The 23,904-nt window shown below is 58.1% G+C and carries 20 protein-coding genes and 4 tRNA genes; 6 read left to right on the forward strand and 18 right to left on the reverse strand.

The window, feature by feature from the left end; translation table 11 throughout:
• Window positions 1-3: 3 nt before the first annotated feature.
• Window positions 4-2,043, reverse strand: coding sequence for an NADPH-dependent 2,4-dienoyl-CoA reductase (locus HU718_RS19685; protein WP_186616224.1), 2,040 nt, complete (start codon window positions 2,041-2,043; stop codon window positions 4-6).
• A gap of 208 nt (window positions 2,044-2,251) precedes the next feature.
• Here HU718_RS19685 and HU718_RS19690 point away from each other — a divergent pair, with 208 nt between their 5' ends.
• Both HU718_RS19690 and HU718_RS19695 read left to right on the forward strand, forming a co-directional pair.
• Window positions 2,252-3,382 (forward strand): carbon-nitrogen hydrolase family protein, encoded by a 1,131-nt coding sequence (locus tag HU718_RS19690; protein ID WP_186616225.1) that lies wholly within the window; start codon window positions 2,252-2,254, stop codon window positions 3,380-3,382.
• Window positions 3,383-3,385: 3 nt separating this feature from the next.
• Window positions 3,386-4,426 (forward strand): AraC family transcriptional regulator, encoded by a 1,041-nt coding sequence (locus HU718_RS19695; RefSeq protein WP_095118163.1) that lies wholly within the window; start codon window positions 3,386-3,388, stop codon window positions 4,424-4,426.
• A 416-nt stretch (window positions 4,427-4,842) separates the two neighbouring features.
• On the opposite strand, the gene HU718_RS19700 is transcribed toward HU718_RS19695, so the two are convergent.
• Together HU718_RS19700 and HU718_RS19705 are read right to left on the reverse strand one after the other, a co-directional pair.
• A complete protein-coding gene (locus tag HU718_RS19700) occupies window positions 4,843-5,697 on the reverse strand; it encodes a DUF2242 domain-containing protein (protein ID WP_186616226.1) in 855 nt (284 codons plus the stop codon).
• 92 nt (window positions 5,698-5,789) lie between these two features.
• On the reverse strand, window positions 5,790-6,689 hold the full coding sequence (locus HU718_RS19705) for a LysR family transcriptional regulator (RefSeq protein WP_186616227.1): 900 nt from the start codon (window positions 6,687-6,689) through the stop codon (window positions 5,790-5,792).
• A 118-nt stretch (window positions 6,690-6,807) separates the two neighbouring features.
• Between HU718_RS19705 and HU718_RS19710 the strand changes: the two genes are divergently transcribed.
• Window positions 6,808-8,013, forward strand: coding sequence for an MFS transporter (locus HU718_RS19710; RefSeq protein ID WP_186616228.1), 1,206 nt, complete (start codon window positions 6,808-6,810; stop codon window positions 8,011-8,013).
• A 1,196-nt stretch (window positions 8,014-9,209) separates the two neighbouring features.
• Here HU718_RS19710 and HU718_RS19715 read toward each other — a convergent pair.
• The 10 genes from HU718_RS19715 to HU718_RS19760 all read right to left on the reverse strand — a co-directional run bounded on the left by HU718_RS19715 (window position 9,210) and on the right by HU718_RS19760 (window position 18,604).
• The gene (locus HU718_RS19715; RefSeq protein WP_186616229.1) at window positions 9,210-11,081 is read right to left on the reverse strand and encodes a SurA N-terminal domain-containing protein; all 1,872 of its coding nucleotides are present in this window, start codon (window positions 11,079-11,081) and stop codon (window positions 9,210-9,212) included.
• A 228-nt stretch (window positions 11,082-11,309) separates the two neighbouring features.
• Complete coding sequence (locus HU718_RS19720) at window positions 11,310-11,582, reverse strand: HU family DNA-binding protein (protein WP_003183171.1); 273 nt, start codon at window positions 11,580-11,582, stop codon at window positions 11,310-11,312.
• 148 nt (window positions 11,583-11,730) lie between these two features.
• Window positions 11,731-14,127: an endopeptidase La gene (lon, locus tag HU718_RS19725; protein ID WP_095123372.1), complete on the reverse strand. Its 2,397-nt coding sequence runs from the start codon at window positions 14,125-14,127 to the stop codon at window positions 11,731-11,733.
• A 162-nt stretch (window positions 14,128-14,289) separates the two neighbouring features.
• On the reverse strand, window positions 14,290-15,573 hold the full coding sequence (gene clpX / locus HU718_RS19730) for an ATP-dependent Clp protease ATP-binding subunit ClpX (RefSeq protein ID WP_003223632.1): 1,284 nt from the start codon (window positions 15,571-15,573) through the stop codon (window positions 14,290-14,292).
• A gap of 112 nt (window positions 15,574-15,685) precedes the next feature.
• A complete protein-coding gene (clpP, locus tag HU718_RS19735; RefSeq protein ID WP_007951559.1) occupies window positions 15,686-16,321 on the reverse strand; it encodes an ATP-dependent Clp endopeptidase proteolytic subunit ClpP in 636 nt (211 codons plus the stop codon).
• 93 nt (window positions 16,322-16,414) lie between these two features.
• Window positions 16,415-17,725 carry a trigger factor gene (tig, locus tag HU718_RS19740; RefSeq protein ID WP_016986883.1) on the reverse strand — a complete coding sequence of 437 codons (1,311 nt, stop codon included), beginning with the start codon at window positions 17,723-17,725 and terminating at the stop codon, window positions 16,415-16,417.
• Window positions 17,726-18,125: 400 nt separating this feature from the next.
• Window positions 18,126-18,201 (reverse strand) — tRNA-His (locus HU718_RS19745).
• A gap of 77 nt (window positions 18,202-18,278) precedes the next feature.
• Window positions 18,279-18,363, reverse strand: a tRNA-Leu gene (locus HU718_RS19750).
• A gap of 56 nt (window positions 18,364-18,419) precedes the next feature.
• Window positions 18,420-18,495: transfer RNA gene (locus tag HU718_RS19755), tRNA-His, on the reverse strand.
• A 32-nt stretch (window positions 18,496-18,527) separates the two neighbouring features.
• Window positions 18,528-18,604 (reverse strand) — tRNA-Arg (locus HU718_RS19760).
• A 275-nt stretch (window positions 18,605-18,879) separates the two neighbouring features.
• On the opposite strand from HU718_RS19760, the gene folD reads away from it, so the two are divergent.
• Window positions 18,880-19,734, forward strand: coding sequence for a bifunctional methylenetetrahydrofolate dehydrogenase/methenyltetrahydrofolate cyclohydrolase FolD (gene folD, locus HU718_RS19765; RefSeq protein WP_038362797.1), 855 nt, complete (start codon window positions 18,880-18,882; stop codon window positions 19,732-19,734).
• Between the two features lie 230 nt (window positions 19,735-19,964).
• Entirely contained in the window at window positions 19,965-20,903 is a 939-nt protein-coding gene (gene pbpG, locus HU718_RS19770; RefSeq protein WP_122597355.1) for a D-alanyl-D-alanine endopeptidase, read from the forward strand.
• 53 nt (window positions 20,904-20,956) lie between these two features.
• On the opposite strand, the gene HU718_RS19775 is transcribed toward pbpG, so the two are convergent.
• The 3 genes from HU718_RS19775 to HU718_RS19785 form a co-directional block, all read right to left on the reverse strand.
• Window positions 20,957-21,163: a hypothetical protein gene (locus HU718_RS19775; RefSeq protein WP_186616230.1), complete on the reverse strand. Its 207-nt coding sequence runs from the start codon at window positions 21,161-21,163 to the stop codon at window positions 20,957-20,959.
• Between the two features lie 12 nt (window positions 21,164-21,175).
• The gene (locus HU718_RS19780; RefSeq protein WP_034154676.1) at window positions 21,176-21,382 is read right to left on the reverse strand and encodes a DUF6021 family protein; all 207 of its coding nucleotides are present in this window, start codon (window positions 21,380-21,382) and stop codon (window positions 21,176-21,178) included.
• 90 nt (window positions 21,383-21,472) lie between these two features.
• On the reverse strand, window positions 21,473-22,144 hold the full coding sequence (locus HU718_RS19785) for a peptidase C39 family protein (RefSeq protein WP_095123380.1): 672 nt from the start codon (window positions 22,142-22,144) through the stop codon (window positions 21,473-21,475).
• A gap of 234 nt (window positions 22,145-22,378) precedes the next feature.
• Between HU718_RS19785 and HU718_RS19790 the strand changes: the two genes are divergently transcribed.
• A complete protein-coding gene (locus HU718_RS19790; RefSeq protein ID WP_186616231.1) occupies window positions 22,379-22,549 on the forward strand; it encodes a hypothetical protein in 171 nt (56 codons plus the stop codon).
• A 255-nt stretch (window positions 22,550-22,804) separates the two neighbouring features.
• On the opposite strand, the gene HU718_RS19795 is transcribed toward HU718_RS19790, so the two are convergent.
• Both HU718_RS19795 and HU718_RS19800 read right to left on the reverse strand, forming a co-directional pair.
• Window positions 22,805-23,554 (reverse strand): TerC family protein, encoded by a 750-nt coding sequence (locus tag HU718_RS19795; protein WP_077573695.1) that lies wholly within the window; start codon window positions 23,552-23,554, stop codon window positions 22,805-22,807.
• 29 nt (window positions 23,555-23,583) lie between these two features.
• Window positions 23,584-23,826: a hypothetical protein gene (locus tag HU718_RS19800; RefSeq protein ID WP_122597351.1), complete on the reverse strand. Its 243-nt coding sequence runs from the start codon at window positions 23,824-23,826 to the stop codon at window positions 23,584-23,586.
• Between the last annotated feature and the right edge of the window lie 78 nt (window positions 23,827-23,904).

The raw sequence follows: 23,904 nt of genomic DNA on the forward strand, positions 1-23,904 counted from the left end.
AGCTTAAAGTTCAGCGGCGAGGCGCGAGCCCTGGTTGATCGCACGCTTGGCATCCAGCTCGGCCGCGACATCGGCACCACCGATCAGGTGCACATTCTGCCCCGCTTCAACCAAACCATCATGCAGTTCACGCAGCGGATCCTGCCCCGCGCAAATCACGATGTTGTCCACCGCCAGCACTTGCGGCTCGCCGGTTTCGCCAATACGAATGTGCAGGCCTTGGTCGTCGATGCTCAGGTATTCAACGCTGTTGAGCATTTGTACCTGCTTGTTCTTCAGACCGGTACGGTGAATCCAGCCAGTGGTTTTACCCAGACCATCACCGACCTTGGTTTTCTTGCGCTGCAACAGGAACACTTCACGGGCCGGCGCATGCGGTGCGGCTTTGATCCCGGCCACGCCACCACGGGCTTCCAGTTGCGTGTCGATGCCCCACTCTTTCCAGAACGCCGCACGATCCTGACTGGTGGCCACGCCTTCGTGGACGAGGAATTCCGACACGTCAAAACCGATACCGCCGGCGCCGATCACCGCGACACGCTTACCGACCGGTTTGCGCTCAAGGATCACGTCCAGGTAGCTGAGCACTTTGGCATTGTCGACACCCGGAATCGCCGGCAGACGCGGCGCAATGCCGGTGGCGAGGATGATTTCGTCGTAACCGCCTTCAACCAGTTTCGCCACATCGACGCGGGTGTTCAGGCATACCTCAACATTCGTGGTCTGCAACTTGCGCTTGAAGTAACGCAGGGTTTCGAAGAATTCCTCCTTGCCCGGCACGCGCTTGGCGATGTTGAACTGGCCGCCAATTTCACTGGCCGAATCGAACAACGTCACCTGATGGCCACGCTCGGCGGCCACGGTCGCAGCGGACAAACCGGCGGGGCCGGCGCCAACCACCGCAATCTTCTTGATCTGCTGCACCGGCAGGTAGTTCAGTTCGGTCTCGTGGCAGGCACGCGGGTTGACCAGGCAACTGGTCAGCTTGCCGCCGAAGGTGTGATCGAGGCACGCCTGGTTGCAGCCGATGCAGGTGTTGATTTCGTCGGCGCGGCCTTCGGCGGCCTTGTTGACGAAGTCCGGGTCGGCGAGGAACGGCCGCGCCATCGAGACCATGTCGGCATCACCTTCGGCGAGAATCTGCTCGGCGATTTCCGGGGTGTTGATGCGGTTGGTGGTGATCAACGGGATCTTCACCGAGCCGCGCAGTTTGGCCGTGACCTTGCTGAATGCCGCACGCGGCACTTTGGTGGCGATGGTCGGGATTCGCGCTTCGTGCCAGCCAATGCCGGTGTTGATGATGGTCGCGCCGGCCTGCTCGATGGCTTTGGCCAGGGTGACGATCTCATCCCAAGTGCTGCCGCCCTCGACCAGATCGAGCATCGACAGACGGAAAATAATGATGAAGTTCGGGCCGACCGCTTCACGCACGCGACGAACGATTTCCACCGGCAGGCGCATGCGGTTTTCGTAGCTGCCACCCCAGCGGTCGGTGCGGTGGTTGGTGTGCGCGGCAAGGAACTGGTTAATGAAATAACCTTCCGAACCCATGATCTCGACGCCATCGTACTCGGCGGTCTGCGCCAGCACCGAGCAGGTGACGAAATCGCTGATCTGCTTCTCGATGCCTTCTTCGTCCAGCTCTTTAGGCTTGAACGGGTTGATCGGCGCCTGGATCGCACTCGGCGCGACTTGTTTCGGGCTGTAGGCATAACGCCCGGCGTGGAGGATCTGCATGCAGATCTTGCCGCCCGCCTCGTGCACCGCGCGGGTGACGATGCGATGCTTGAGCGCTTCTTCCTCGGTGGTCAGCTTGGCTGCGCCAGAGTAAACGCCGCCCTCGTCGTTCGGGCCGATACCGCCAGTGACCATCAGGCCAACGCCGCCACGGGCACGTTCGGCGAAGTACGCCGCCATGCGCTCGAAACCACCCGGTTTTTCTTCCAGGCCGGTGTGCATCGAGCCCATCAGGGTGCGGTTGCGCAGCGTGGTGAATCCCAGGTCCAGCGGGGCCAACAGGTGCGGGTAATGAGCGGCGGTCATCGGTAACTCCACAACGAGCAATCACGGAAAAGTTGCGGGGGCTCTGCGGCTCCCGTCAGTCATGTTCGACAGACTAAGAGTCGCATCGCTGTCACTCAATGACCGTAACTGACAACTTATTGATCCAAATGCGCAGTGCCCCTTGGCAACCCGGTCCATGGCCCCTACCCTAGTCGCCATACCCTGTACCCGGTAGTTGTTGGTTTACATGCGCAAACTTTTGTATCTGTTCTTCTCCATGGCCCTTGTCGCCGCCCTGACCACCTACGCCATGTGGGCGGCGGATCGGCCGGCGGGGCATTACTTGTCGGACCTGCGTATCAAGCTGGCGGTCGACCAGGGCACGCCCGCCGACCGTGGCAATCTGCTCGGTATCCAGCCCGAATTGTTTCCCACGGACTACCAGAGCCCCGAGCGCCTGCGTCGCAAACTGGCGGCCTACCTGCAGCAAGCGCAGGATCAAGGCTTGTTGAACGACAAAACCGTGGTGGTGTTGCCGGAGAACGTCGGCACCTGGCTGCTGCTCAGCGGCGAGAAAGACGAGTTGTATCAGGCCCCGACCCTCGCCGAAGCAATGAACTGGCTGGCGGCGAGCAATCCGTTATTGTTTGCCCGCGCCTGGCTCAGCGCCAACGGCAAAGACCGTCTCAACGATGCGTACCTGCGCATGAAATCCAAGGCCATGGCCAAGGACTATCAGGCGCTGTTCGGTGGTCTGGCCAAGGAGTTTCATGTGACGCTGGTGGCCGGCTCGATCGTGCTGCCAGAACCGAGCATCCGCGACGGCCAGCTCAAACCCGGCAGCGGCGCGTTGTTCAATAGCAGTGTGGTGTTCAGTCGTGATGGCGTGCCGCTTGGCCAGCCGCAACGGCAGATGCACCCGGTGTTCGATCAGCGAGAAGTGATCGAAGGCGCAGACAAACACTTGCTCAATGTCGTCGATACTCCGGCCGGACGCCTCGGCGTGCTGATTGGCAGCGACAGCTGGTATCCGGATAACTACCGCAAACTCGACGAGCAAGGCGCGCAATTGGTCGCGGTGCCCGCGCAAGTACTCGGTCATCGTGCCTGGAACCTGCCTTGGCGCGGCTACAAGAGTTCCAACACCCCGAGCTCGGTCAGCCTCAAACCCGGCGAACTCACCGAAGGCCAGGCCTGGCATCGCCTGACCCTTACTGCACAACCGCCGAGCAGTCGAGCGATTGCCGGCATGAGCGTTTTCCTGCGTGGGCAGTTCTGGGACAAGGCCAGTTCCGGCCAGAGTTTCCTCAGCAGCAACGGTCAGCAGTTTGCCGATGGCGAGGCCCGTGGCGCGCGTTTGCTGAACATCTGGTTGTAAGCCATGAAACCACTGCCGATGCGCCTCGGGGATCTGTCGGTGGGGTTTGTGCACAGCCTCGCCGATGCGGTGCGCAGTCACGCAGCGGATCCACAGCCGTTGCTCGAGCAATATGGTCTGGACGCCGCGCGACTGGCCGAGGCCGGTGCGCGTTTGTCGATTCCGCGCTATATGCGCCTGGGCCACGCGGCGATTCAGTTGACCGGCGATTCGGCGCTGGGCCTGCGCATGGGCCAGCTCAGTCGCCTGAGTCAGGCCGGGCTGGCCGGCGTCACCGCCGCACAAGCGCCGACTGTGCGTGAGGCCGCGCGCTGCCTGATCCGTTTCGAGGCGTTGTACGGTTCCAACTATCGCGGCCAGTCCAGCTTCCACGAAGATGCCCATGGCGCGTGGCTGCGTTTCTATTCGATCAGCCCGTACAACGCCTATAACCGTTTTGTCGTGGACTCGATCATCGCCGGGTGGCTGCATCAGCTCTCCAGCGTCAGCCGCGAACCGCTGCGCGCTGAACGTATCGAAATCGAATTCGAAGAACCGGATTACCGCGATGCCTATAGCGTGTTGGGCGATTGCCCGATCCAGTTCGGTGCAGAGCGCAATCAACTGCGCCTGAGCCTCGACAGCCTCGCACAGCGTAATCCCGAGCATTGCCCGAGTACCTGGCGGCATCTGCTGCAACTGTGTGAACGGGAACTGGAGCAATTGACCCGAACCCGCAGCCTGCGCGAGCGCATCACTCAGCTACTGGGGCCTTTGCTCAATGGTGGCCGGGAACCCGACCTGGAAGAAGTGGCGGCACGCCTGAAGCTGCCTACCTGGACCTTGCGACGCAAATTGGCCGAGGAAGGTACGCAGTTTCGCGCGATCCTCAACGACACGCGCCGGGATCTGGCGATGACCTACATCCGCGATACCGAACTTGCCTTCGGAGAAATCGCTTATCTGCTGGGGTTTGCCTCAGCCGAAGCGTTCCAGCGAGCCTTCAAACGCTGGAGCGGTCAGACGCCGGGCGAATTCCGCCGCAGTCACCGCAAAACGGCATAAAAGCAGCTGCGAGTTACCAGCTTCAAGCTGCAAGTTAAAGCTCGGTGGCGTCTTCGGCGGGCTCGGGTTGGTCCAGTTCAAAGGCTTGGTACTCGAGCAGCTCTTCTTGATAATCATCCATCGTGTAATCCCCCTGCTGCTCTCTTGAATGGGCCTGAGCAAATGCCCAGTGCCTCGAGCTTAACGTGCTCGTGTGAAGGAAAAGTGAAACCTGGCCTTCATGAATAAAACGTAGCAGGTGGTCAGGAATTTATCGCAGGATTTTTGTCAGGGGAATGTAACGAGATTTTAAGTGCATCAGAAACCACTGTGAGCGAGCCTGCTCGCGAAGGCGTCGGACCCTTCAGCACATAGGTGACTGAAAGTCCGTCTTCGCGAGCAGGCTCGCTCCCACAGGGATTTGCGGTGAGGCTTGATTATTGGCCAGACGCTGGCATCGCCGGAATCGGCTCGGATGGCGGCGGGATGTCCGGGTTGGCCGGTGGCGTGATGGTTTCGGTCGCCGGTGCAGGTTCTGCGCTCGGCGCCGGAGTGATCGGCGCGGCCTCAGCCGGTGGCGCAACCGGTTCAGACGTCACGGGGGCGACTTCAGCAGGCGCGGGAGCCGGCTCCGCTGCAGGCGTCGGGGTTGCGGCGGGCGCAGGCGTTGGAGTCGGCGTTGGCGCCAGCGCTGCCGGAGCAGCCTTCGCCTCAGGCACGCCGAGATCAGCCTTCGGCTTCTCTTCAATGTGCGCAGCTTTCTTTGCTTCCGCTGGCAGGAACAGCTCCACCAACGTGAAGAAGCGCTCATAGAACTTCTGCGAGGTCACCGTCTCACTGGCAACCTTGACCATCGAATCGTCGGACGAGCCGATCGGCATCGACACCGAACCCAACACACCCACGCCGAGGCTGGCCGAGTTGTTGGTCTTCTTCAGCGCATAACGATCCTGCAAGGCGTTGGCGAACATCGTCGCATGGTGCCCGGCACTGCCGTCATCGGCGCAGACCACGTTGAAGCTGATCTCCATGTGGGTGTCGCCGGTTTGCTGGAAACTCTTGTGGCCACTGACCAGTTTCGGGTCACTGCTGGTGATGATGTAACCCTGACTGAGCAACGCACGCCGGGCCGCTTCGCAACTGACCGAATCGGTCACCGGGTAATTGCGCGAAAACGTGCCGGAGTCATCGAAGTTCTCATGCTCATACATCGGCTTGTCTTTCGAACAGCCGCCAACAGCGGTCAACAACAGCGCCAACCCGACAACACGCATGGGAGTGGAAATCAACATTGAACATCCTGAGAGAAAACAGTCCGGGGCGTATTGTGCAACAGATCACGCCCCCGCGGCGCATGGATTAGTGTCTTAAAGCAGTTACAACTCTATCGACCATCAGTTGCGGGAAAAAGTCGCAACGCCAGATGATCGATGAACACGCGCAATTTCGCCGTGGCGTGGCGACTCGATGGCCATAGCACCCAGAACTGCCCGGTGTGCTGTAGATGCGCGTCGAGCACCCGCTGCAAGCGCCCTTGCGCCTCGGCCTCACGCGTCATGAAATCAGGCAGACAGGCAATGCCCATGCCGGCCAGCACGGCATGGCTCACTGCCTCGATCGACGTACTGACCAGCCGAGTCGGCAACGTCGGCTCGGCGGCGCCCTGCGCGCGAATCAACGGCCAGGCTTCCAGTTTGCCGGTGGCATGAAACGTATGCCGAAGGCACGCATGAGTCGCCAGGTCGCCGGGCGTTTGCGGCACACCGCGTTGCTGTAAATAAGCGGGGCTGGCCACCAGCACCATGTGAAACTCGCCCAACGGTCGCGCCATCAGCCGCGAATCCCGTGGTTTACCGGTACGGATTACGGCGTCGAAACCTTCTTCAACCACATCGACCATGCGATCGGTCAAATCCAGATCCAGTTCAATCTGCGGGTACAACGCCATGAACTCGTTCATGACCGGCATCACCAGTCCGTGCACCTGAGGCAGGCTGATGCGCAACTTGCCATGGGGTTTCGCAGCCGCATCGCACAACTCGAACTCCGCCGCCTCGACCTCCGCGAGAATCTTGCGACAGCGCTCCAGAAACAGTGCGCCTTCACTGGTCAGCGTAACGCTGCGAGTGGTGCGTTGAAACAACCGCACGCCGAGTCGCGCTTCCAGCCGCGCGATACTTTTGCCCACCGCCGACGATGACACCCCTTGCAGTCGGCCAGCCTCAGTAAAACTGCGCGTCTCGGCAACCTGAACAAACACCGAAATACTGCCCAGGCTATCCATACCAACCTCCCATTGCTGACATCCGTGTCCGATATGTTCGGAACCTTAACCCGTTTTTCGCCGATGTGCAGCGCCCTACCCTGTGCTCCTCGTCAACTTTGCACATGGATGCCGGCTCATGAACGACGCACAACTCAATTGCCCCACACTTGAACACCCTCTCGATCGCCAAGAGCGATTACCCCTCGGCGCCCTGTTGGCGTTGGCCACCGCCGGATTCATTACGGTCATGACCGAAGCCATGCCCGCCGGCCTCTTACCGCAGATGAGCAGCGGCCTGAATGTGTCCCAGGCGCTGATCGGGCAACTGGTCACGCTGTACGCGATCGGTTCGATACTCGCAGCAATTCCCCTGACGATCGCCACCCGCGGCTGGCGCCGCAGACCGCTGTTGCTATCCGCCATCGGCGGCTTTGCCATCGCCAACAGCATCACCGCCCTGTCGGAGTGGTACTGGCTGACCCTGATCGCACGCCTTATCGCCGGGGTATTTGCCGGTTTGCTTTGGGCACTGCTGGCCGGTTACGCCAGCCGCATGGTCGCCCCGCACCTGCAAGGCCGCGCCATCACTGTGGCCATGCTCGGCGCGCCGCTTGCGCTGTCACTGGGGATACCGGCAGGCACCCTGCTCGGCACCCTCGTCGGGTGGCGCTTGAGCTTTGCCATCATGACCGCGTTGACCGTTGTGCTAGTGGTCTGGGTGCGCTGGCAAGTACCGGACTTCGCCGGCGAACGCGTGGGAAAGCGCATGCCGCTGCGTCAGGTGTTTACCTTGCCGGGCGTGCGATCCGTCTTGTTTGTCACCCTCACCTACGTCGTCGCGCACAACTTGCTCTACACCTACATCGCGCCCTTCCTGCAGCCTTCCGGACTGGACGCCAATGTCGACCGCGTGCTGCTGGTATTCGGCCTCGCCTCAGTGCTGAGCCTGTGGATCGTCGGCAGCCTGATTGACCGCTGGCTGCGCGAACTGGTGTTGATCAGTGCCGGACTGTTCCTGCTGTCCGCGATAGCACTGGGCCTGTGGCGCGACTCGCCAAGCGTGGTTTACATCGCCACCGCTGTGTGGGGACTGGCGTTTGGCGCAATGCCCTCGCTGCTGCAAACCGCCTCGGCGAAAACCGCGAAAGAGGCTGCTGACACAGCGCAATCGATGCTGGTTACGCTGTGGAATGTCGGGATTGCTGGCGGGGGGTTGGTGGGTGGTTTGTTGCTGGGCGACCTTGGCGTGGGGGTATTCCCGTGGATTGTTGCTGGATTGTTGGTGTTGACACTTTATGTGGCGGCAATGGCTCGGGGACATGGTTTTCCAAGAGCCGTATGAGAGCGAATGCGCTGTTGGATTGAGGCCAGACAGCTGGAAATCGGTCGATTGGCAGGCCGCTTTCGCGAGCAGGCTCGCTCCCACAATTGGATTGAGTACATCTGACAGAAGATTGGTCGGCTGGCAGGCCGCCATCGCGAGCAGGCTCACTCCTACAGTGGAACTGAGTACATCAGACAGAAGATTGGTCGGCTGGCAGGCCGCTTTCGCGAGCAGGCTCGCTCCCACAATTGGATTGAGTACATCCGACAGAAGATTGGTCGGCTGGCAGGCCGCCATCGCGAGCAGGCTCACTCCCACAATTGGATTGAGTACATCTGACAGAAGATTGGTAGGCTGGCAGGCCGCCATCGCGAGCAGGCTCACTCCTACAGTGGAACTGAGTACATCTGACAGAAGACTGGCCGGCTGGCAGGCCGCTTTCGCGAGCAGGCTCGCTCCCACAATTGGATTGAGTACATCTGACAGAAGATTGGTCGGCTGGCAGGCCGCCATCGCGAGCAGGCTCGCTCCTACAGTGGAACTGAGTAAATCAGACAGAAGATTGGTCGGCTGGCAGGCCGCTTTCGCGAGCAGGCTCGCTCCCACAATTGGATTGAGTACATCTGACAGAAGATTGGTCGGCTGGCAGGCCGCCTTCGCGAGCAGGCTCACTCCTACAGTGGGATTGAGTACATCTGACAGAAGATTGGTCGGCTGGCAGGCCGCCTTCGCGAGCAGGCTCACTCCCACAGGTTTAATTTGTGTACCGCCCACGCGGCAAAGCCGCCCCACTCAACAGGATGAGCGTTAGCTCGGCTGCAGCTTTTGATCTTAGAGCCCGTCGGCAGGCTGAGTGGAGGGATTGATCCGGGGGGTGGGAGCGCAGCGACCGTTCGACGAAGTCGAACACATCGAGAGGAGGTGCAGCGAAGCAAACCGTAGGCGATGCCCCCGGATCGATCCCGGAGCGAAGGAACCCCGAGCCCCAGCGAGCGGGCCGAACGTCAGGGCACAGACCTTTGGTTACTTTGGGGCGTTTGCCAAAGTGACCCGCCGTAAGGGCGGAACCGCCAGCGGCAACACCCGAAGCAACGGATATTCACCCAAAACCCCAAGAACATGGTCGGCCCAAAGGCCGCCACTACCCAACGCCCCAAAAAAAACCCCGACCATAAGGCCGGGGCTTTCACATCACATAACAGCTCAATCAGACATCAAAACCGCTTGATCTCAGCCTGAGCTTCCAACTGCTTGCGATACGCCGCAAAGTCCTGCTGCCCCTCACGCGAAGCAAGGAAACGACGGTACTGAACCTTCTCTTCATCCGTCGGTGCAGCCGCTTCGTTAACGCCATTCAGACGCACGATCATCAGACTGCCATCCGCCAACGTCACGCTGGTGAACGTCGGCTTATCCTTGGCAGCCGGCTTCGGCATACGGAACAACGCCTGCAGCACCGCCGGATCAACACCTTCCTGACCACGGGTGGCCGCTTCGGTGGCTTTCCAGTTCTGACCCTCAACCGCTTTGTCCAGCGGAGCCTTGCCATCGCGCAGATCAGCAATCAGCTTCTCGGCCTTGGTCTTGGCAGCCGCGCTGGCGTGCTCTTTGGTCAACTGAGTGCGGATCGCCGCATTCACGCTTTCCAGCGGCAGTTGCGCAGGCTTGAGGTGCTCCTTGGAGCGCAGCACGATCACGGTTTCCGGATCCAGCTCGATGGCGGTGCTATTGGCACCCTCGTCGATCACTTCGGTACTGAACGCAGCAGTAACCACGGCACGGTTGGCCGCAACACCTTCGCCACCTTCACGGCCGAACGGCTTGGAGGTGTGCACGGTCAGCTTCAGATCCGCCGCTGGCTGAGCCAGGTCAGACGCTTCGAACGCCGAATCTTCCAGTTGCTTGGTTGCCTCGACGAAACGCTGCTCGACCTGCGCGGCTTTCAGCTCGCGGGTCAGCTTGTCTTTCAGGCTGGCCAGGGTCGGCACTTCAGGCGCTTCGACACCCAACAGCTTGATCAAGTGGTAACCGAAGTCAGTACGAATCGGCTCGGACACCTGGTCTTTCGACAGCGAGTACAGGGCTTTTTCGAACGCTGGATCGTAAACGCCAGGACCTGCGTAACCGAGGTCACCGCCGTTATTGGCCGAACCCGGATCCTGCGAGAACTCTTTGGCCAGCGCTTCGAACTTCTCGCCCTTGGCCAGACGCGCCTGGACTTCGTCGATCTTCGCTTTGGCCTGAGCCTCGGTGGTCTTGTCGTTCACTTCGATCAGAATGTGCGCGGCACGACGCTGTTCCGACAGGTTGGCGATCTCTTTCTGATACGCCGCCTGCAGGTCTTCGTCCTTGACGGCAACCTGATCAAAGAACGAGGACTTCTTCAGCTCAACGTAATCGATGATCACTTGATCAGGAGTCATGAACTCCTTGGCGTGTTCGTCGTAGTAGGCCTTGACCTCGTCGTCGGTCAGTTTGACCGCCGCCGGATCAGCCTTGACGTTCAGGGTGGCGAAATCGCGGGTCTGTTTTTCCAGACGGGCGAATGCCAGCACTTCAGCGTCGGTAACAAAACCACTGCCCGCCACACCGGCGCGCAGTTGGCCGATCAGCATTTCCTGAGCCAGCATCTGGCGGAATTGCATGCGGCTGTAACCCAGTTGACGGATCACCTGGTCGAAGCGCTCGGAGCTGAACTTGCCGTCCACCTGGAATTCAGGTGTCTGCAGGATCACTTGGTCCAGGGCGCCTTCGGAGAAAGCGAATTTCGCTTGTTCGGCGCCTTGCAGCAACAGCTTGCGATCGATCAGACCCTTGAGGGCCGATTCACGCAGCATTTTTTCGTCGAGCAAGGAAGCATCGAAGTCTTTGCCCAACTGTTGCATCAGCTGACGGCGTTGCATGTCAACGGCCTGGCTCAGTTCGTTCTGGCTGATTTCTTCACCGTTGACCTTGGCCGCCTCATTCTTGTGAGTCGTGGCCTGGAAAATGGCGTCGAAACCGGTCAGAGCCATCAGTGCAACGATGACCCCGATAATGGTCTTGGCAATCCAGCCTTGTGAATTGTCCCTGATATTCTGCAGCATGCGTCCCCCAGAAACGGTTGAACTTCAAAATTAGGCAACCGTGGAGCGTGGGTAGAATCCGGATAGAAGAAAGGCGCATCCGAGGATGCGCCTTCTCGTAACTGGCGGAGCGGACAGGGCTCGAACCCTCGATCCCGGCGTTACAGGCCACTGTTTCAGCGACCTGCTCTACCGCTCCGCTGCCAAGTCAGGCATGACCCCGACCCGGATGGGTAAAAACCTGAAAACTTAGTTAACAGCTTCTTTCAGTGCTTTACCGGCTTTGAAACCTGGCTTCTTGGCAGCCGGGATTTCCAGAGTCTTGCCGGTCTGCGGGTTACGACCGGTACGAGCCGGACGATCCGTCACGGAGAAAGTACCGAAACCAACCAGAACAACGGAGTCGCCAGCCTTCAGAGCGCCAGTGACGGATTCGATTACAGCGTCCAGCGCACGGCCAGCAGCAGCTTTCGGGATATCAGCGGATGCAGCGATAGCATCAATCAGTTCCGACTTGTTCACTCTAAGTCCCCTTATATCTATTTTGAGATGATTCTAAGTTTTTTGGTGAAAGCAAAAACGAGTGCTGAATGGCCTACAGACACTTAAGAGCCGCTTTATAACAAGGGCTCTAAAAAACTGTCAAGGAAGCCCCCCAGGCAAAAGCGTATTAATGCGTGCTAATTCTTTCCTTAGAGTCAGACTCACGTTTTTCGTCCTTGGCAACTATCTCCGGAGCCACATCCGGCAAGGGCTCCGGCGCGTATTGCAGCGCAATTTGCAGGACCTCGTCAATCCATTTAACCGGTTTAATCTGCAGATCCTGCTTGATATTGTCAGGAATCTCCTTCAGATCACGCACGTTCTCTTCCGGAATAATCACAATCTTGATTCCGCCGCGGTGAGCCGCCAGCAGTTTTTCCTTCAGACCGCCAATCGCCAGCACTTGACCACGCAGCGTGATTTCGCCGGTCATGGCGACATCGGCGCGCACCGGAATGCCGGTCAACGCCGACACCAGCGCCGTGCACATGCCTACACCGGCGCTAGGGCCGTCCTTCGGGGTCGCCCCTTCCGGCATGTGGATGTGCGTGTCGCGCTTCTCGTGGAAGTCCAGAGGAATGCCAAGGCTCTTGGCACGACTGCGCACCACGGTCAGCGCGGCAGTGATCGATTCGACCATCACGTCGCCCAGCGAACCGGTCTTGATCAATTGCCCTTTGCCCGGCACAACAGCGGCTTCGATGGTCAGCAATTCACCACCAACCTGAGTCCAGGCAAGGCCGGTCACCTGACCGATCTGATCCTGTTGTTCGGCCAGACCGTAGCGGAATTTGCGCACACCGAGGAAGTGTTCCAGCAAGTCAGCTGTCACTTTCACCGAGAAGCGTTTTTCCAGCGCGTGCTCTTTGACGGCCTTGCGGCAGACCTTGGCGATCTGACGTTCGAGGCCACGCACACCGGCTTCACGGGTGTAGTAACGGATGATGTCGCGGATCGCTTCAGCGTCGAATTCCAGCTCGCCCTTTTTCAGACCGTTAGCGGCGATCTGTTTTGGCGAGAGGTATTTGACGGCGATGTTGATCTTCTCGTCTTCGGTGTAGCCCGGCAGACGGATGACTTCCATCCGGTCGAGCAGCGCCGGCGGGATGTTCATCGAGTTCGAGGTGCACAGGAACATCACATCCGAAAGGTCATAATCGACTTCCAGATAGTGGTCGTTGAAATTGTGGTTCTGCTCTGGATCGAGCACTTCCAGCAACGCCGACGCCGGATCGCCACGCATGTCGCTGCCCATTTTGTCGATTTCATCGAGCAGGAACAGCGGGTTGCGAACGCCCACCTTTGTCATCTTTTGAATCAATCTTCCCGGCATCGAACCGATGTAAGTCCGGCGGTGACCACGAATTTCCGCTTCATCACGCACGCCACCGAGAGCCATGCGCACGAATTTGCGGTTGGTAGCGTGAGCAATCGACTCGGCCAGCGAGGTTTTACCCACGCCCGGAGGACCGACCAGGCACAACACCGGGCCACGGATTTTCTTCACGCGTTTTTGCACGGCGAGGTATTCAAGGATACGTTCCTTGACCTCTTCGAGACCGTAGTGATCGGCATCGAGAATATCTTCTGCGCGCGCCAGGTCCAGGCGAACCTTGCTCTGCGCCTTCCAGGGCACTTGCACCAGCCAGTCGATGTACGAGCGCACCACGGTGGCCTCAGCGGACATCGGCGACATTTGCTTGAGCTTGTTCAACTCGGCAGTGGCTTTGGCCAACGCATCTTTCGGCAGACCGGCAGCGTCGATACGCTTTTTCAGGTCTTCGATTTCGTTGTGGCCTTCGTCGCTGTCGCCGAGCTCTTTCTGAATGGCCTTCATCTGCTCATTCAGGTAGTACTCGCGCTGACTGCGCTCCATTTGCTTTTTGACACGGCCACGAATGCGTTTTTCGACTTGCAGCAGATCGATCTCGGCGTCCAGCAAAGCCAGAACGTGCTCGACCCGGGCCGACAAATCGATGATTTCGAGGATTTCCTGCTTCTGCTCGATTTTCAGCGCCATGTGCGCCGCCATGGTGTCGACCAGGCGACCCGGTTCATCGATGCTGTTGAGCGACGACAGGACTTCAGCCGGGACTTTCTTGCCCAACTGTACATATTGTTCGAACTGCGACAGCAGTGTGCGCACGAACACTTCGGATTCGCGCTCGGCGGCGTCGACTTCTTCGATCAACGAGACTTCGGCACGGCAGTGGCCGTCGACTTCGCTGAAGCGTTCGACGGTGCCACGCTGCTCACCCTCGACGAGAACCTTTACGGTGCCGTCAGGCAGCTTCAGAAGCTGTAGAACAGTGGCGATGGTACCTACGCGATAGAGAGCGTCTTCACCGGGATCGTCGTCAGCCGGGTTTCTCTGGGCCAGCAGCAGGATCTGCTTGTCGCCCGCCATCGCGGCCTCGAGGGCTTCGATGGATTTCTCGCGCCCCACGAACAGCGGGATAACCATGTGCGGATAAACCACGACATCACGCAATGGCAGGAGAGGCAATTCGATGGTTGTCTTCATGATTTCGCCTCTACGGCGGCCATATGGCCGTAATCAGATGGAATTGAGCTTGAAACCAAGATGGGGGCTGCCTTGAAAAAAAACAAGCGCAAAGCGGATGTAATAAATGACATAAAAAAAAGAGGCCCGAAGGCCCCTTCTTTATTCCAGCAGACTGGACGCTTACGCGTCCGGCGCTGCCTTGGCCGTCGGCTCACTGTTTTCGTAAATATACAGTGGCTTGGACTTGCCTTCGATCACGCTTTCATCGATCACGACTTTGCTCACCTCGGACTGCGAGGGGATCTCATACATCGTGTCGAGCAGTACACCTTCGAGAATCGAACGCAGACCACGGGCACCGGTTTTACGTTCCAGGGCACGTTTGGCGACCGATTTCAGTGCGTCTGTGCGGAACTCCAGATCCACGCCTTCCATCTCGAACAGCTTGGCATACTGTTTGGTCAGAGCATTTTTCGGCTCGGTGAGGATCTGCATCAACGCAGCCTCGTCGAGCTCGTCCAGCGTCGCGAGGACCGGCAGACGACCGACGAATTCCGGGATAAGACCGAACTTGACCAGATCGTCAGGCTCGACCTCACGTAGGGATTCACCGACTTTCTTGCCTTCTTCCTTGCTGCGCACTTCTGCGTTGAAGCCGATGCCGCCCTTGGTGGAACGGTTTTGAATAACCTTTTCCAGACCAGAGAACGCACCACCGCAGATGAACAGGATGTTACGGGTGTCGACCTGCAGGAACTCCTGCTGCGGGTGCTTGCGACCACCTTGCGGCGGTACGGAAGCGACCGTGCCTTCGATCAACTTGAGCAAGGCCTGCTGCACGCCTTCACCGGAAACGTCCCGGGTAATCGACGGGTTGTCGGACTTGCGGGAAATCTTGTCGATTTCGTCGATGTAGACAATACCCATCTGGGCCTTCTCTACGTCGTAATCGCACTTCTGCAGCAGCTTCTGAATGATGTTCTCGACATCTTCACCCACGTAACCCGCCTCGGTGAGGGTGGTTGCGTCGGCAATGGTGAACGGAACGTTCAGCAAGCGGGCCAGTGTTTCGGCCAGCAGGGTCTTACCGGAGCCTGTCGGGCCGATCAGCAGGATGTTGCTCTTGCCGAGTTCGACGTCGTCAGCCTTTTTGTCACGCTGGTTCAGGCGCTTGTAGTGGTTGTACACCGCTACGGCCAAAACCTTTTTCGCACGCTCCTGACCAATGACGTACTGGTCAAGGATGCCGCTGATTTCTTTAGGCGAAGGCAATTTATGCGCGCTGCTTTCGGCCTGGGCTTCCTGCACCTCCTCACGGATGATGTCATTGCACAGGTCGACGCACTCGTCGCAGATAAAGACCGAGGGGCCGGCAATCAATTTGCGCACTTCATGCTGGCTTTTGCCACAGAAGGAGCAATAGAGCAGCTTGCCGTTGTCCTCGCCGTTGCGGGTGTCAGTCATTCGTTCGATCCAAATCCGATAGGCTTGCAACACAAGATGAAGGCTATTGCGGGCTTTTTCAAGCCCGCCGCTGATCAGACAAGCCGACCAAGCCTATTTTGAGCTGCTTATTTTAAGCTGGGCGCTGGTTGATCACTTCGTCGATCAGGCCATATTCCTTCGCAGCTTCTGCACTCATGAAGTTGTCGCGATTGGTATCGCGCTCGATTTCTTCCAGAGTACGGCCGCTGTGCTTGGCCATCAGCGTGTTCAGACGCTCGCGAATGAAGAGGATTTCCTTGGCGTGGATTTCGATGTCCGACGCCTGGCCCTGGAAACCGCCCAGTGGCTGGTGAATCATCACGCGCGAGTTCGGCAGGCAGAAACGCTTGCCCGGGGCACCTGCGGTCAGCAGGAATGCGCCCATGCTGCAGGCCTGACCGATGCAGGTGGTCGACACGTTCGGCTTGATGAACTGCATGGTGTCGTAGATCGACATGCCCGCTGTCACCGAACCGCCCGGGGAGTTGATGTAGAGATGGATGTCCTTGTCCGGGTTTTCCGCTTCAAGGAACAGCAGTTGCGCGCAGATCAGGTTGGCCATGTAGTCCTCTACCGGACCAACCAGAAAGATCACTCGCTCCTTGAGCAGGCGCGAATAGATGTCATAGGCGCGTTCGCCACGAGCAGATTGCTCGACAACCATCGGGACCAGGCCGCCGGCGGCCTGGATATCAGAGTTCTGCTGAATATAAGAATTACGGAACATGCTCTGCAGTCGCTCCCAAATAGTTATGTCTTGAATACGCATAAGCCAGCTCGAGAGCTGGCTTATGGTGTGTACTTCTTAACGCAAAACCAATCAGTCGGCTGTTGGAGCTTCTACCGGCTTGACTGCTTCTTCGTAAGAGACCGCTTTGTCGGTCACACTAGCTTTCTGCAGAACAGTATCCACAACTTGCTCTTCCAGCACAACCGAACGCACTTCGTTCAGCTGCTGCTCGTTTTTGTAGTACCACGACACAACCTGCTCAGGCTCCTGGTAAGCGGAAGCCATTTCCTGAATCATTTCGCGGACGCGAGCGTCGTCAGGCTTCAGGTCGAATTGCTTGACCACTTCAGCAACGATCAGACCCAGCACAACGCGGCGCTTGGCTTGCTCTTCGAACAGCTCGGCCGGCAGTTGATCAGGCTTGATGTTACCGCCGAACTGCTGAACAGCCTGCACGCGCAGACGGTCAACTTCGTTGGACAGCAGAGCCTTAGGCACTTCGATCGGGTTGGTGGCCAGCAGACCGTCCATTACCTGATTCTTGACCTTGGATTTGATCGCCTGACGCAGTTCGCGCTCCATGTTCTTGCGAACTTCAGTGCGGAAACCGTCGATGCCGCTTTCCTTGATGCCGAATTGAGCGAAGAATTCTTCGTTCAGCTCTGGCAGCTTAGGCTCGGAAACAGTGTTGACAGTTACGGTGAACTCGGCGGTTTTGCCAGCCAGGTCCAGGTTCTGATAGTCCTCTGGGAAGGTCAGGTTCAGAACGCGCTCTTCACCGGCTTTAGCGCCAACCAGGCCTTCTTCGAAGCCTGGGATCATGCGGCCGGAACCCAGTACCAGCTGAGTGCCTTTGGCGGAGCCGCCAGCGAATACTTCGCCGTCAACCTTGCCAACGAAATCGATGTTCAGTTGGTCTTCGTTCTGGGCAGCGCGATCGGCCACTTCAAAACGGGTGTTCTGCTTGCGCAGGATGTCGAGCATTTTGTCCAGGTCAGCGTCAGCCACGTCAGCGCTCAGGCGCTCAACGGTGATGCCGTCGAAACCGGCAACGGTGAACTCTGGGAACACTTCGAACACAGCAACGTATTCCAGATCCTTGCCAGCTTCGAGCGACTTAGGCTCGATCGAAGGCGAACCAGCAGGGTTCAGCTTCTGCTCAACCACAGCTTCGTAGAAGGAGGACTGGATCACGTCGCCTACAGCTTCCTGACGAGCATCAGCACCGAAACGGCGCTTGATTTCGCTCATTGGCACTTTGCCTGGACGGAAGCCAGCAATCTTGGCCTTTTGGGCGGTCTGCTGCAGACGCTTGTTGACCTGAGTCTCGATGCGCTCTGCCGGCACGGTGACGCTCATGCGGCGCTCGAGAGCAGTAGTATTTTCAACAGAAACTTGCATGGATATTCCTCGTTGCACAGACGTTAGCCGGCCGTTTCCGACCCCAGAATCAAGGGCATGCATTCTAGTGGGTCAAACTCAAGAAGTCACCCTACTGAAAACGGGTAAAAAAACAGCAGGCATTTTATCGGGACCGCCACACCAATGCAGCGCGCCCCACAGGCGAATACAACCAATCACGCCAGGGCTCTGCGCCAACCGCTTCTATATATAGAAGAGACTGCCGATCACTCCCTGACGGCCGTTCTTGCAAGCAAGCCCGGCGAGCAGTGCAGCATCATCGAGCAACATAAATACGACGAAGCGCCCTACTCCTGCGTCCCGAAACCGGCCATGCCGATTTTCAAAACCGCAAAACAAAAAAGGCGCCAGACTGTTAAATCTGGCGCCTTTCGAAATATGGGGTGGACGATGGGGATCGAACCCACGACAACGGGAGTCACAATCCCGTGCTCTACCAACTGAGCTACGCCCACCATATTGCGTAACAAAAAAGCCAAACAACTTCTTTGTTGAAACCTCACCAGCCCGAAGACATGAATGAAGCTTTAATTGGTGCGGATGAAGAGACTCGAACTCTTACGCCTCGCGGCGCTGGAACCTAAATCCAGTGTGTCTACCAATTCCACCACATCCGCAGGTGAAGCTTTAAAGCAAAGGCGCCAGACTGTTACATCTGGCGCCTTTCGAAATATGGGGTGGACGATGGGGATCGAACCCACGACAACGGGAGTCACAATCCCGTGCTCTACCAACTGAGCTACGCCCACCATATCGCGCTACTTGTGCCAAAGCTGCCTAATGGCGCACCCGGCAGGACTCGAACCTGCGACCATCCGCTTAGAAGGCGGATGCTCTATCCAGCTGAGCTACGGGCGCCTTATTAATCTGTACTCTTAAAGGACTACAAACTAAGTGCTTTCCAGTGTTGCAGAACCTTGATTCCGCTTCACCTTCTTAACCAGTGCTAGGCTGTGCCCGACAAGTGCGACGAATAGTATAGAGCGCTCCGAAGGTCGTCAAATCCTTTTTGAAAAAAATTCATTTAATTAAAGGAGTTAGAGGAATTTGCTGACCAAGCGCCTTTGCCCTCACCGCTCGACATGCGAGAATGCGTTCTCATTTTTTCCCCTCTCGATGGTTAATCACGCGCAATGACTGCACAACTAATCGACGGCAAATCGATCGCCGCCAGCCTGCGCCAGCAGATCGCCCAACGAGTTGCCGAGCGTCGCCAGCAAGGCCTGCGCACTCCCGGCCTCGCGGTGATCCTGGTCGGCAGCGATCCTGCCTCTCAGGTTTATGTCTCGCACAAGCGTAAAGACTGTGAAGAGGTCGGCTTCCTCTCTCAAGCCTACGACCTGCCCTCCGACACCACGCAAGACGCGTTGACCGATCTGATCGATCGCCTCAACGACGATCCTGCAATCGACGGCATCCTGCTTCAGTTGCCGCTGCCCGAGCACCTGGACGCCTCCAAACTGCTGGAGCGTATCCGCCCGGACAAAGACGTCGACGGTTTCCACCCTTATAACGTCGGCCGCTTGGCCCAGCGCATTCCGCTGCTGCGTCCATGCACGCCTAAAGGCATCATGACGCTGCTGGAAAGCACCGGCGCTGATCTTTATGGCATGGACGCAGTGGTCGTCGGCGCCTCCAACATTGTCGGTCGCCCGATGGCGATGGAACTGTTGCTGGCCGGCTGCACCGTGACCGTGACCCACCGCTTCACCAAGGATCTGGCCGGCCACGTCGGCCGTGCCGATCTGGTGGTCGTGGCCGCCGGCAAGCCGGGCCTGGTCAAAGGCGAGTGGATCAAGGAAGGCGCGATCGTGATCGACGTCGGCATCAACCGTCAGGACGACGGCAAACTGGTCGGTGACGTTGTCTACGAAACCGCCCTGCCCCGCGCCGGCTGGATCACGCCGGTACCGGGTGGCGTCGGTCCGATGACCCGCGCCTGCCTGCTGGAAAACACCCTTTATGCGGCAGAAACCCTGCACGCCTGATCGGTACTTTCAGCAATAAGAAAAACCCGCCTTGTGCGGGTTTTTTCATGCCTGAGAAAAAACTGTAACCGTTCGCCGGAAACCCCTCTTTTTACAGGCCTTTTCACGAGATTTTCAGGTCACTCAAACAACCATCGACAGATCTTCAGCCATACTCCTAGAATGCGACGCTTTGAAGAAATAACCCGTTACAAACTAACGGAATATCCAACTTTTATGAGTTCGCCCGCGTGAAAATTCGTCTTTCGATTCTGAGCCTGTTTTTTGCAGTTTCAGGCACTTTCATCACGCCAACGATCAACGCTGCGGAAACCACCGCTGCCCCACGCGACGCTTCGACCCTGAAGATCGCCTCCGGCAGTGCCCTGCTCATGGATATGCAGACCAACAAAGTCATCTACTCCAGCAACCCTGACGTGATCGTGCCGATCGCCTCTGTCAGCAAGTTGATGACCGGACTGGTAGTGGTTGAAGCCCGGCAGAACATGGACGAATGGATCAATGTCGATATCAGTAACACACCGGAAATGCGCGGTGTGTTCTCCCGAGTCAAACTCAAGAGTGAACTGCCGCGTCGCGAGATGCTGCTGATCGCCTTGATGTCATCGGAAAACCGCGCCGCCGCCAGCCTCGCGCACCACTATCCGGGAGGTTACGCGGCCTTCATCGCGGCGATGAACGCCAAGGCCAAGGCACTGGGCATGACCAGTACACACTTTGTCGAGCCGACAGGCCTGTCGGAGCGTAACGTTTCCACCGCCCGCGACCTGAGCAAGCTGCTGGTGGCCGCGCACAAGTACCCGCTCCTCAGCGAACTCACCACCACCAAGGAAAAAACCGTGTCGTTCCGTAAACCCAATTACACCCTGGGTTTCCGTAACACCGATCACTTGGTCAATAAAGCCGACTGGGACATCAAGATCACTAAAACCGGCTTCACCAACCCCGCCGGGCATTGCCTGGTTCTGGTGACGAAAATGGGCAATCGCCCGGTCGCATTGGTGATTCTCGACGCGTTTGGCAAGTACACCCATTTTGCCGATGCCAGCCGCATCCGCAGCTGGGTGGAAACCGGCCGAAGCGCCAATGTCCCTGCTGTGGCTCAGCAATACAAGGCGCAGAAAAACCTCAAATCGCGCCAGAGCGGCGTGGTGGAGGCCTCCAAATAACCCGTCGCACAAGAAAAAGCCCCGAACCTTCGGGGCTTTTTTTCATCTGTGAATCAGTCATTGGGCAGCGGCATCTGGTCGTCATCAGGGATGCCATCGCCCGCACTCGGGTCCCGCGAAGGCTCCGGGGTCATGATATTGGGCCGGGCCAACGGATCACGCAGCGGGCTGTCCGGATTGAGCACTGGATCAACCTCTGATTCTGGTGTAGTGGGTACGCTGTCCGGTTTTTGGTTATCGAAGCTTGAATCGGTACTCATACGCACCTCGCATCAAGGTTTCAGATTGGCTAACGGGTCATAAGGCTTGGCCGGCTTCTTGGCATCCTCGCCGGGCTCGACGTCGAGAGGCGCTTTGGCGGGACCGACAGGATCGACCTGCGGATCATCAAGATCGGGCGAGTCCGGATCGAAACCCAAATCATCTCCCGAGGAATGCTCGGAGGAATGCGGGCCTTTCGCTGCTGGGGAATCTTTCATATCGCCTCCTGATTCACCCGCAAAACACGGGATGTATAAATAGGAGGCTTGCCGGGCGCCGTCGTGCCCGGCAGATGACGAACGGAAAACTCAGTGTGCGGCCAACGCCTTGCGAGCCTGCGCCGCTTCATTTTCCTGACCGGCCTGGGCCAGTTCATCGGCCGCTTTGAGCCAGCGCTGACGGTCAATGGCTGCCGGGATCTGCGACGGTTTCTGAATCAGCACGGCCCAGCCACCGGATTTCTCCAGTGCCGACTCAAAGGAACTGAAACTCATCAGTTCGCGACGGTTCATCCCGGCACGCAGCAAGACCTTCTGTTTGTTGCGGTCGTAGCCGGACAGGATCGCGTAACGCGGCTCGGCCCAGAACGCCGAGCCCTCGCTGAAGCGCACCATCACCGGATAACCCGCCGCCACCTGCGTCAACAGCGCGGGCAGGTTGCTGTCCAGCGGATAAACCACCATGCCGTACTCACGGGCAAGGTTCTGCAGGTTCTGCTGCAATTTGTCTTCGGCACCCGGCAGATGCAGGGGTTTTTCCAGCAAGCCCGGGGTGATCACGATGCCTTGCTGCGACAGGAGACTGGCCAGCACTTGCGGCCCGCTCTGATTGGCTTCGCCGCGATAGAACGTGCCGCTGAGTTCGACCCGTTCCGGCAGACGTTTGACCTCGGGCGCCACAGTGCCTGCACACCCGGCCAACACGGCCGCACAACCCGCCACCAGCAGTGCCGCACGAATTCGAGAAAATACCTGCACCATCGTCACTCTCTGTTCAGACGCCGGTCATCGTGTTCCGGCAACGCCTGCGATCATAGAGCCGCGTCAGGCTGCGGTATAGCCTTAAGCGGCAGACACATCGATTGCATAGAGCAAACTGATTGGTCGCAATCGACCTTTGGTCAATAGTCTGAAACACCCCATTGTCTAGACTGTCACTGAAACAGAGCGAATTGAAAAAGTGTGGGCCCGATGCAGGGCGAAGAGGAGGCACTGATGAGCCTGACCATGACCATTGTGATGTTGATTGCCGGCTGGCTGGCCGTGGCGGCTGCCATGTTGTGGGGGGTGCTGCGGATTTCGCGGCGCCATCATCACCATCCGGTTCAGCCTGTTGCGGTTGCGAAGACCGAGAAGCACAGCCCGCGTCACGCAGCTGCGCATTGAGGCCAAACTTTAAAAGCAAAAGCCCCTCACCCTAGCCCTCTCCCGGAGGGAGAGGGGACTGACAGAGTCGCTATTGAGAAGTACATCGACGTGAAATATCGAGTCGAACTCAGGTTTAAAAACCACGCAGATCGGCTCCCTCTCCCTCGGGAGAGGGCTGGGGTGAGGGGCTGGTTCTATCCCGCACTGCAAATCTTGATTCAAAAAAAACCGCCTGTTCTCTAAGAGTTCAGGCGGTTTTTGTACTTTAAGCAGTTACGCCTGCTCAGCCAGCTTCTTCTGCTTCGACCGACGCGACATCATGTTCAGCACTTCAATCGAAGCCGAGAACGCCATCGCCGCGTACACATAACCTTTCGGTACATGGGCACCGAAGCCTTCAGCGATCAAGGTCATACCGATCATGATCAGGAAGCCCAGGGCCAGCATCACCACCGTCGGGTTATCGTTGATGAACTTGGCCAGCGGCTCAGCAGCAAACAGCATCACCAGTACCGACACCACTACCGCGATGATCATGATCGGCAAGTGTTCGGTCATGCCGACCGCGGTAATGATGCTGTCGATCGAGAACACCATGTCGAGCATCAGGATCTGGCCAATAGCGGCAGCGAAACCGAGGGTAACCGTCGAGGTCGCCGACTTCGGATCTTCCGGTGCCGGGTCCATGCTGTGATGGATCTCGGTCGTGGCTTTCCAGACCAGGAACAGACCACCAGCAATCAGGATCATGTCCTTCCAGGAGAAGGCCTGACCCAGGATTTCGATCACCGGCGCAGTCAGTTGCACGATGAAGGCGATGGTGCTCAACAGCGCCAGACGCAGGATCAGCGCCATGCCGATACCGATGCGGCGCGCCTTCTGCTGGTACTGCTTGGGCAATTTGTTGGTCAGGATCGAGATAAAGATCAGGTTATCGATGCCGAGCACGATTTCCATCACCACCAATGTGGCCAAAGCAACCCAAGCGGTGGGGCTGGCGGCGAGCTGTAACAGATATTCCATGGGTCAGTCCTGACTCTGTGTAAGACGAATTAGATGGTCTTGGAGGAAGATTCGGATTGTTCCGCGTCTTTTTCCGGTGTTTCTTTTTTCTCGATCAGTCCGCCAGTGGCATCACTCAGGGCTTGTTCGGCGGCCTTGTGGGTGTCGTCGATCGCTTGCTTGGCGCTTTCGGCAGCCTTGCCCATCAGTTGCTGGGCGCTTTTCTCGGCCTGATCGCAACCAGCCAGAAGCAGTAAAGACGTAAACATCAATGCTGGGATTGTATATTTCATAAGGTTTCCTTCGAATGAACAGACAGGCTCATAGACCGGCCGTCGATGGCTGGGCATTCTAGGGAGATGAACACTTCA

This window comes from Pseudomonas tensinigenes (assembly GCF_014268445.2).
In the GTDB taxonomy this organism is placed as follows: Bacteria; Pseudomonadota; Gammaproteobacteria; order Pseudomonadales; family Pseudomonadaceae; genus Aquipseudomonas; species Aquipseudomonas tensinigenes.

Bases quoted from the DNA above. Each gene is read 5' to 3' on its own strand.
- HU718_RS19800 (WP_122597351.1), bottom strand. From the start codon at position 23,826: ATGAAATATACAATCCCAGCATTGATGTTTACGTCTTTACTGCTTCTG.
- HU718_RS19705 (WP_186616227.1), bottom strand. From the start codon at position 6,689: ATGGATAGCCTGGGCAGTATTTCGGTGTTTGTTCAGGTTGCCGAGACG.
- clpP (WP_007951559.1), bottom strand. From the start codon at position 16,321: ATGTTCCGTAATTCTTATATTCAGCAGAACTCTGATATCCAGGCCGCC.
- HU718_RS19775 (WP_186616230.1), bottom strand. From the start codon at position 21,163: ATGAGTACCGATTCAAGCTTCGATAACCAAAAACCGGACAGCGTACCC.
- folD (WP_038362797.1), top strand. From the start codon at position 18,880: ATGACTGCACAACTAATCGACGGCAAATCGATCGCCGCCAGCCTGCGC.
- HU718_RS19715 (WP_186616229.1), bottom strand. From the start codon at position 11,081: ATGCTGCAGAATATCAGGGACAATTCACAAGGCTGGATTGCCAAGACC.
- clpX (WP_003223632.1), bottom strand. From the start codon at position 15,573: ATGACTGACACCCGCAACGGCGAGGACAACGGCAAGCTGCTCTATTGC.
- lon (WP_095123372.1), bottom strand. From the start codon at position 14,127: ATGAAGACAACCATCGAATTGCCTCTCCTGCCATTGCGTGATGTCGTG.
- tig (WP_016986883.1), bottom strand. From the start codon at position 17,725: ATGCAAGTTTCTGTTGAAAATACTACTGCTCTCGAGCGCCGCATGAGC.
- HU718_RS19710 (WP_186616228.1), top strand. From the start codon at position 6,808: ATGAACGACGCACAACTCAATTGCCCCACACTTGAACACCCTCTCGAT.
- HU718_RS19700 (WP_186616226.1), bottom strand. From the start codon at position 5,697: ATGTTGATTTCCACTCCCATGCGTGTTGTCGGGTTGGCGCTGTTGTTG.
- HU718_RS19790 (WP_186616231.1), top strand. From the start codon at position 22,379: ATGAGCCTGACCATGACCATTGTGATGTTGATTGCCGGCTGGCTGGCC.
- HU718_RS19690 (WP_186616225.1), top strand. From the start codon at position 2,252: ATGCGCAAACTTTTGTATCTGTTCTTCTCCATGGCCCTTGTCGCCGCC.
- HU718_RS19685 (WP_186616224.1), bottom strand. From the start codon at position 2,043: ATGACCGCCGCTCATTACCCGCACCTGTTGGCCCCGCTGGACCTGGGA.
- HU718_RS19780 (WP_034154676.1), bottom strand. From the start codon at position 21,382: ATGAAAGATTCCCCAGCAGCGAAAGGCCCGCATTCCTCCGAGCATTCC.
- HU718_RS19695 (WP_095118163.1), top strand. From the start codon at position 3,386: ATGAAACCACTGCCGATGCGCCTCGGGGATCTGTCGGTGGGGTTTGTG.
- HU718_RS19795 (WP_077573695.1), bottom strand. From the start codon at position 23,554: ATGGAATATCTGTTACAGCTCGCCGCCAGCCCCACCGCTTGGGTTGCT.
- HU718_RS19785 (WP_095123380.1), bottom strand. From the start codon at position 22,144: ATGGTGCAGGTATTTTCTCGAATTCGTGCGGCACTGCTGGTGGCGGGT.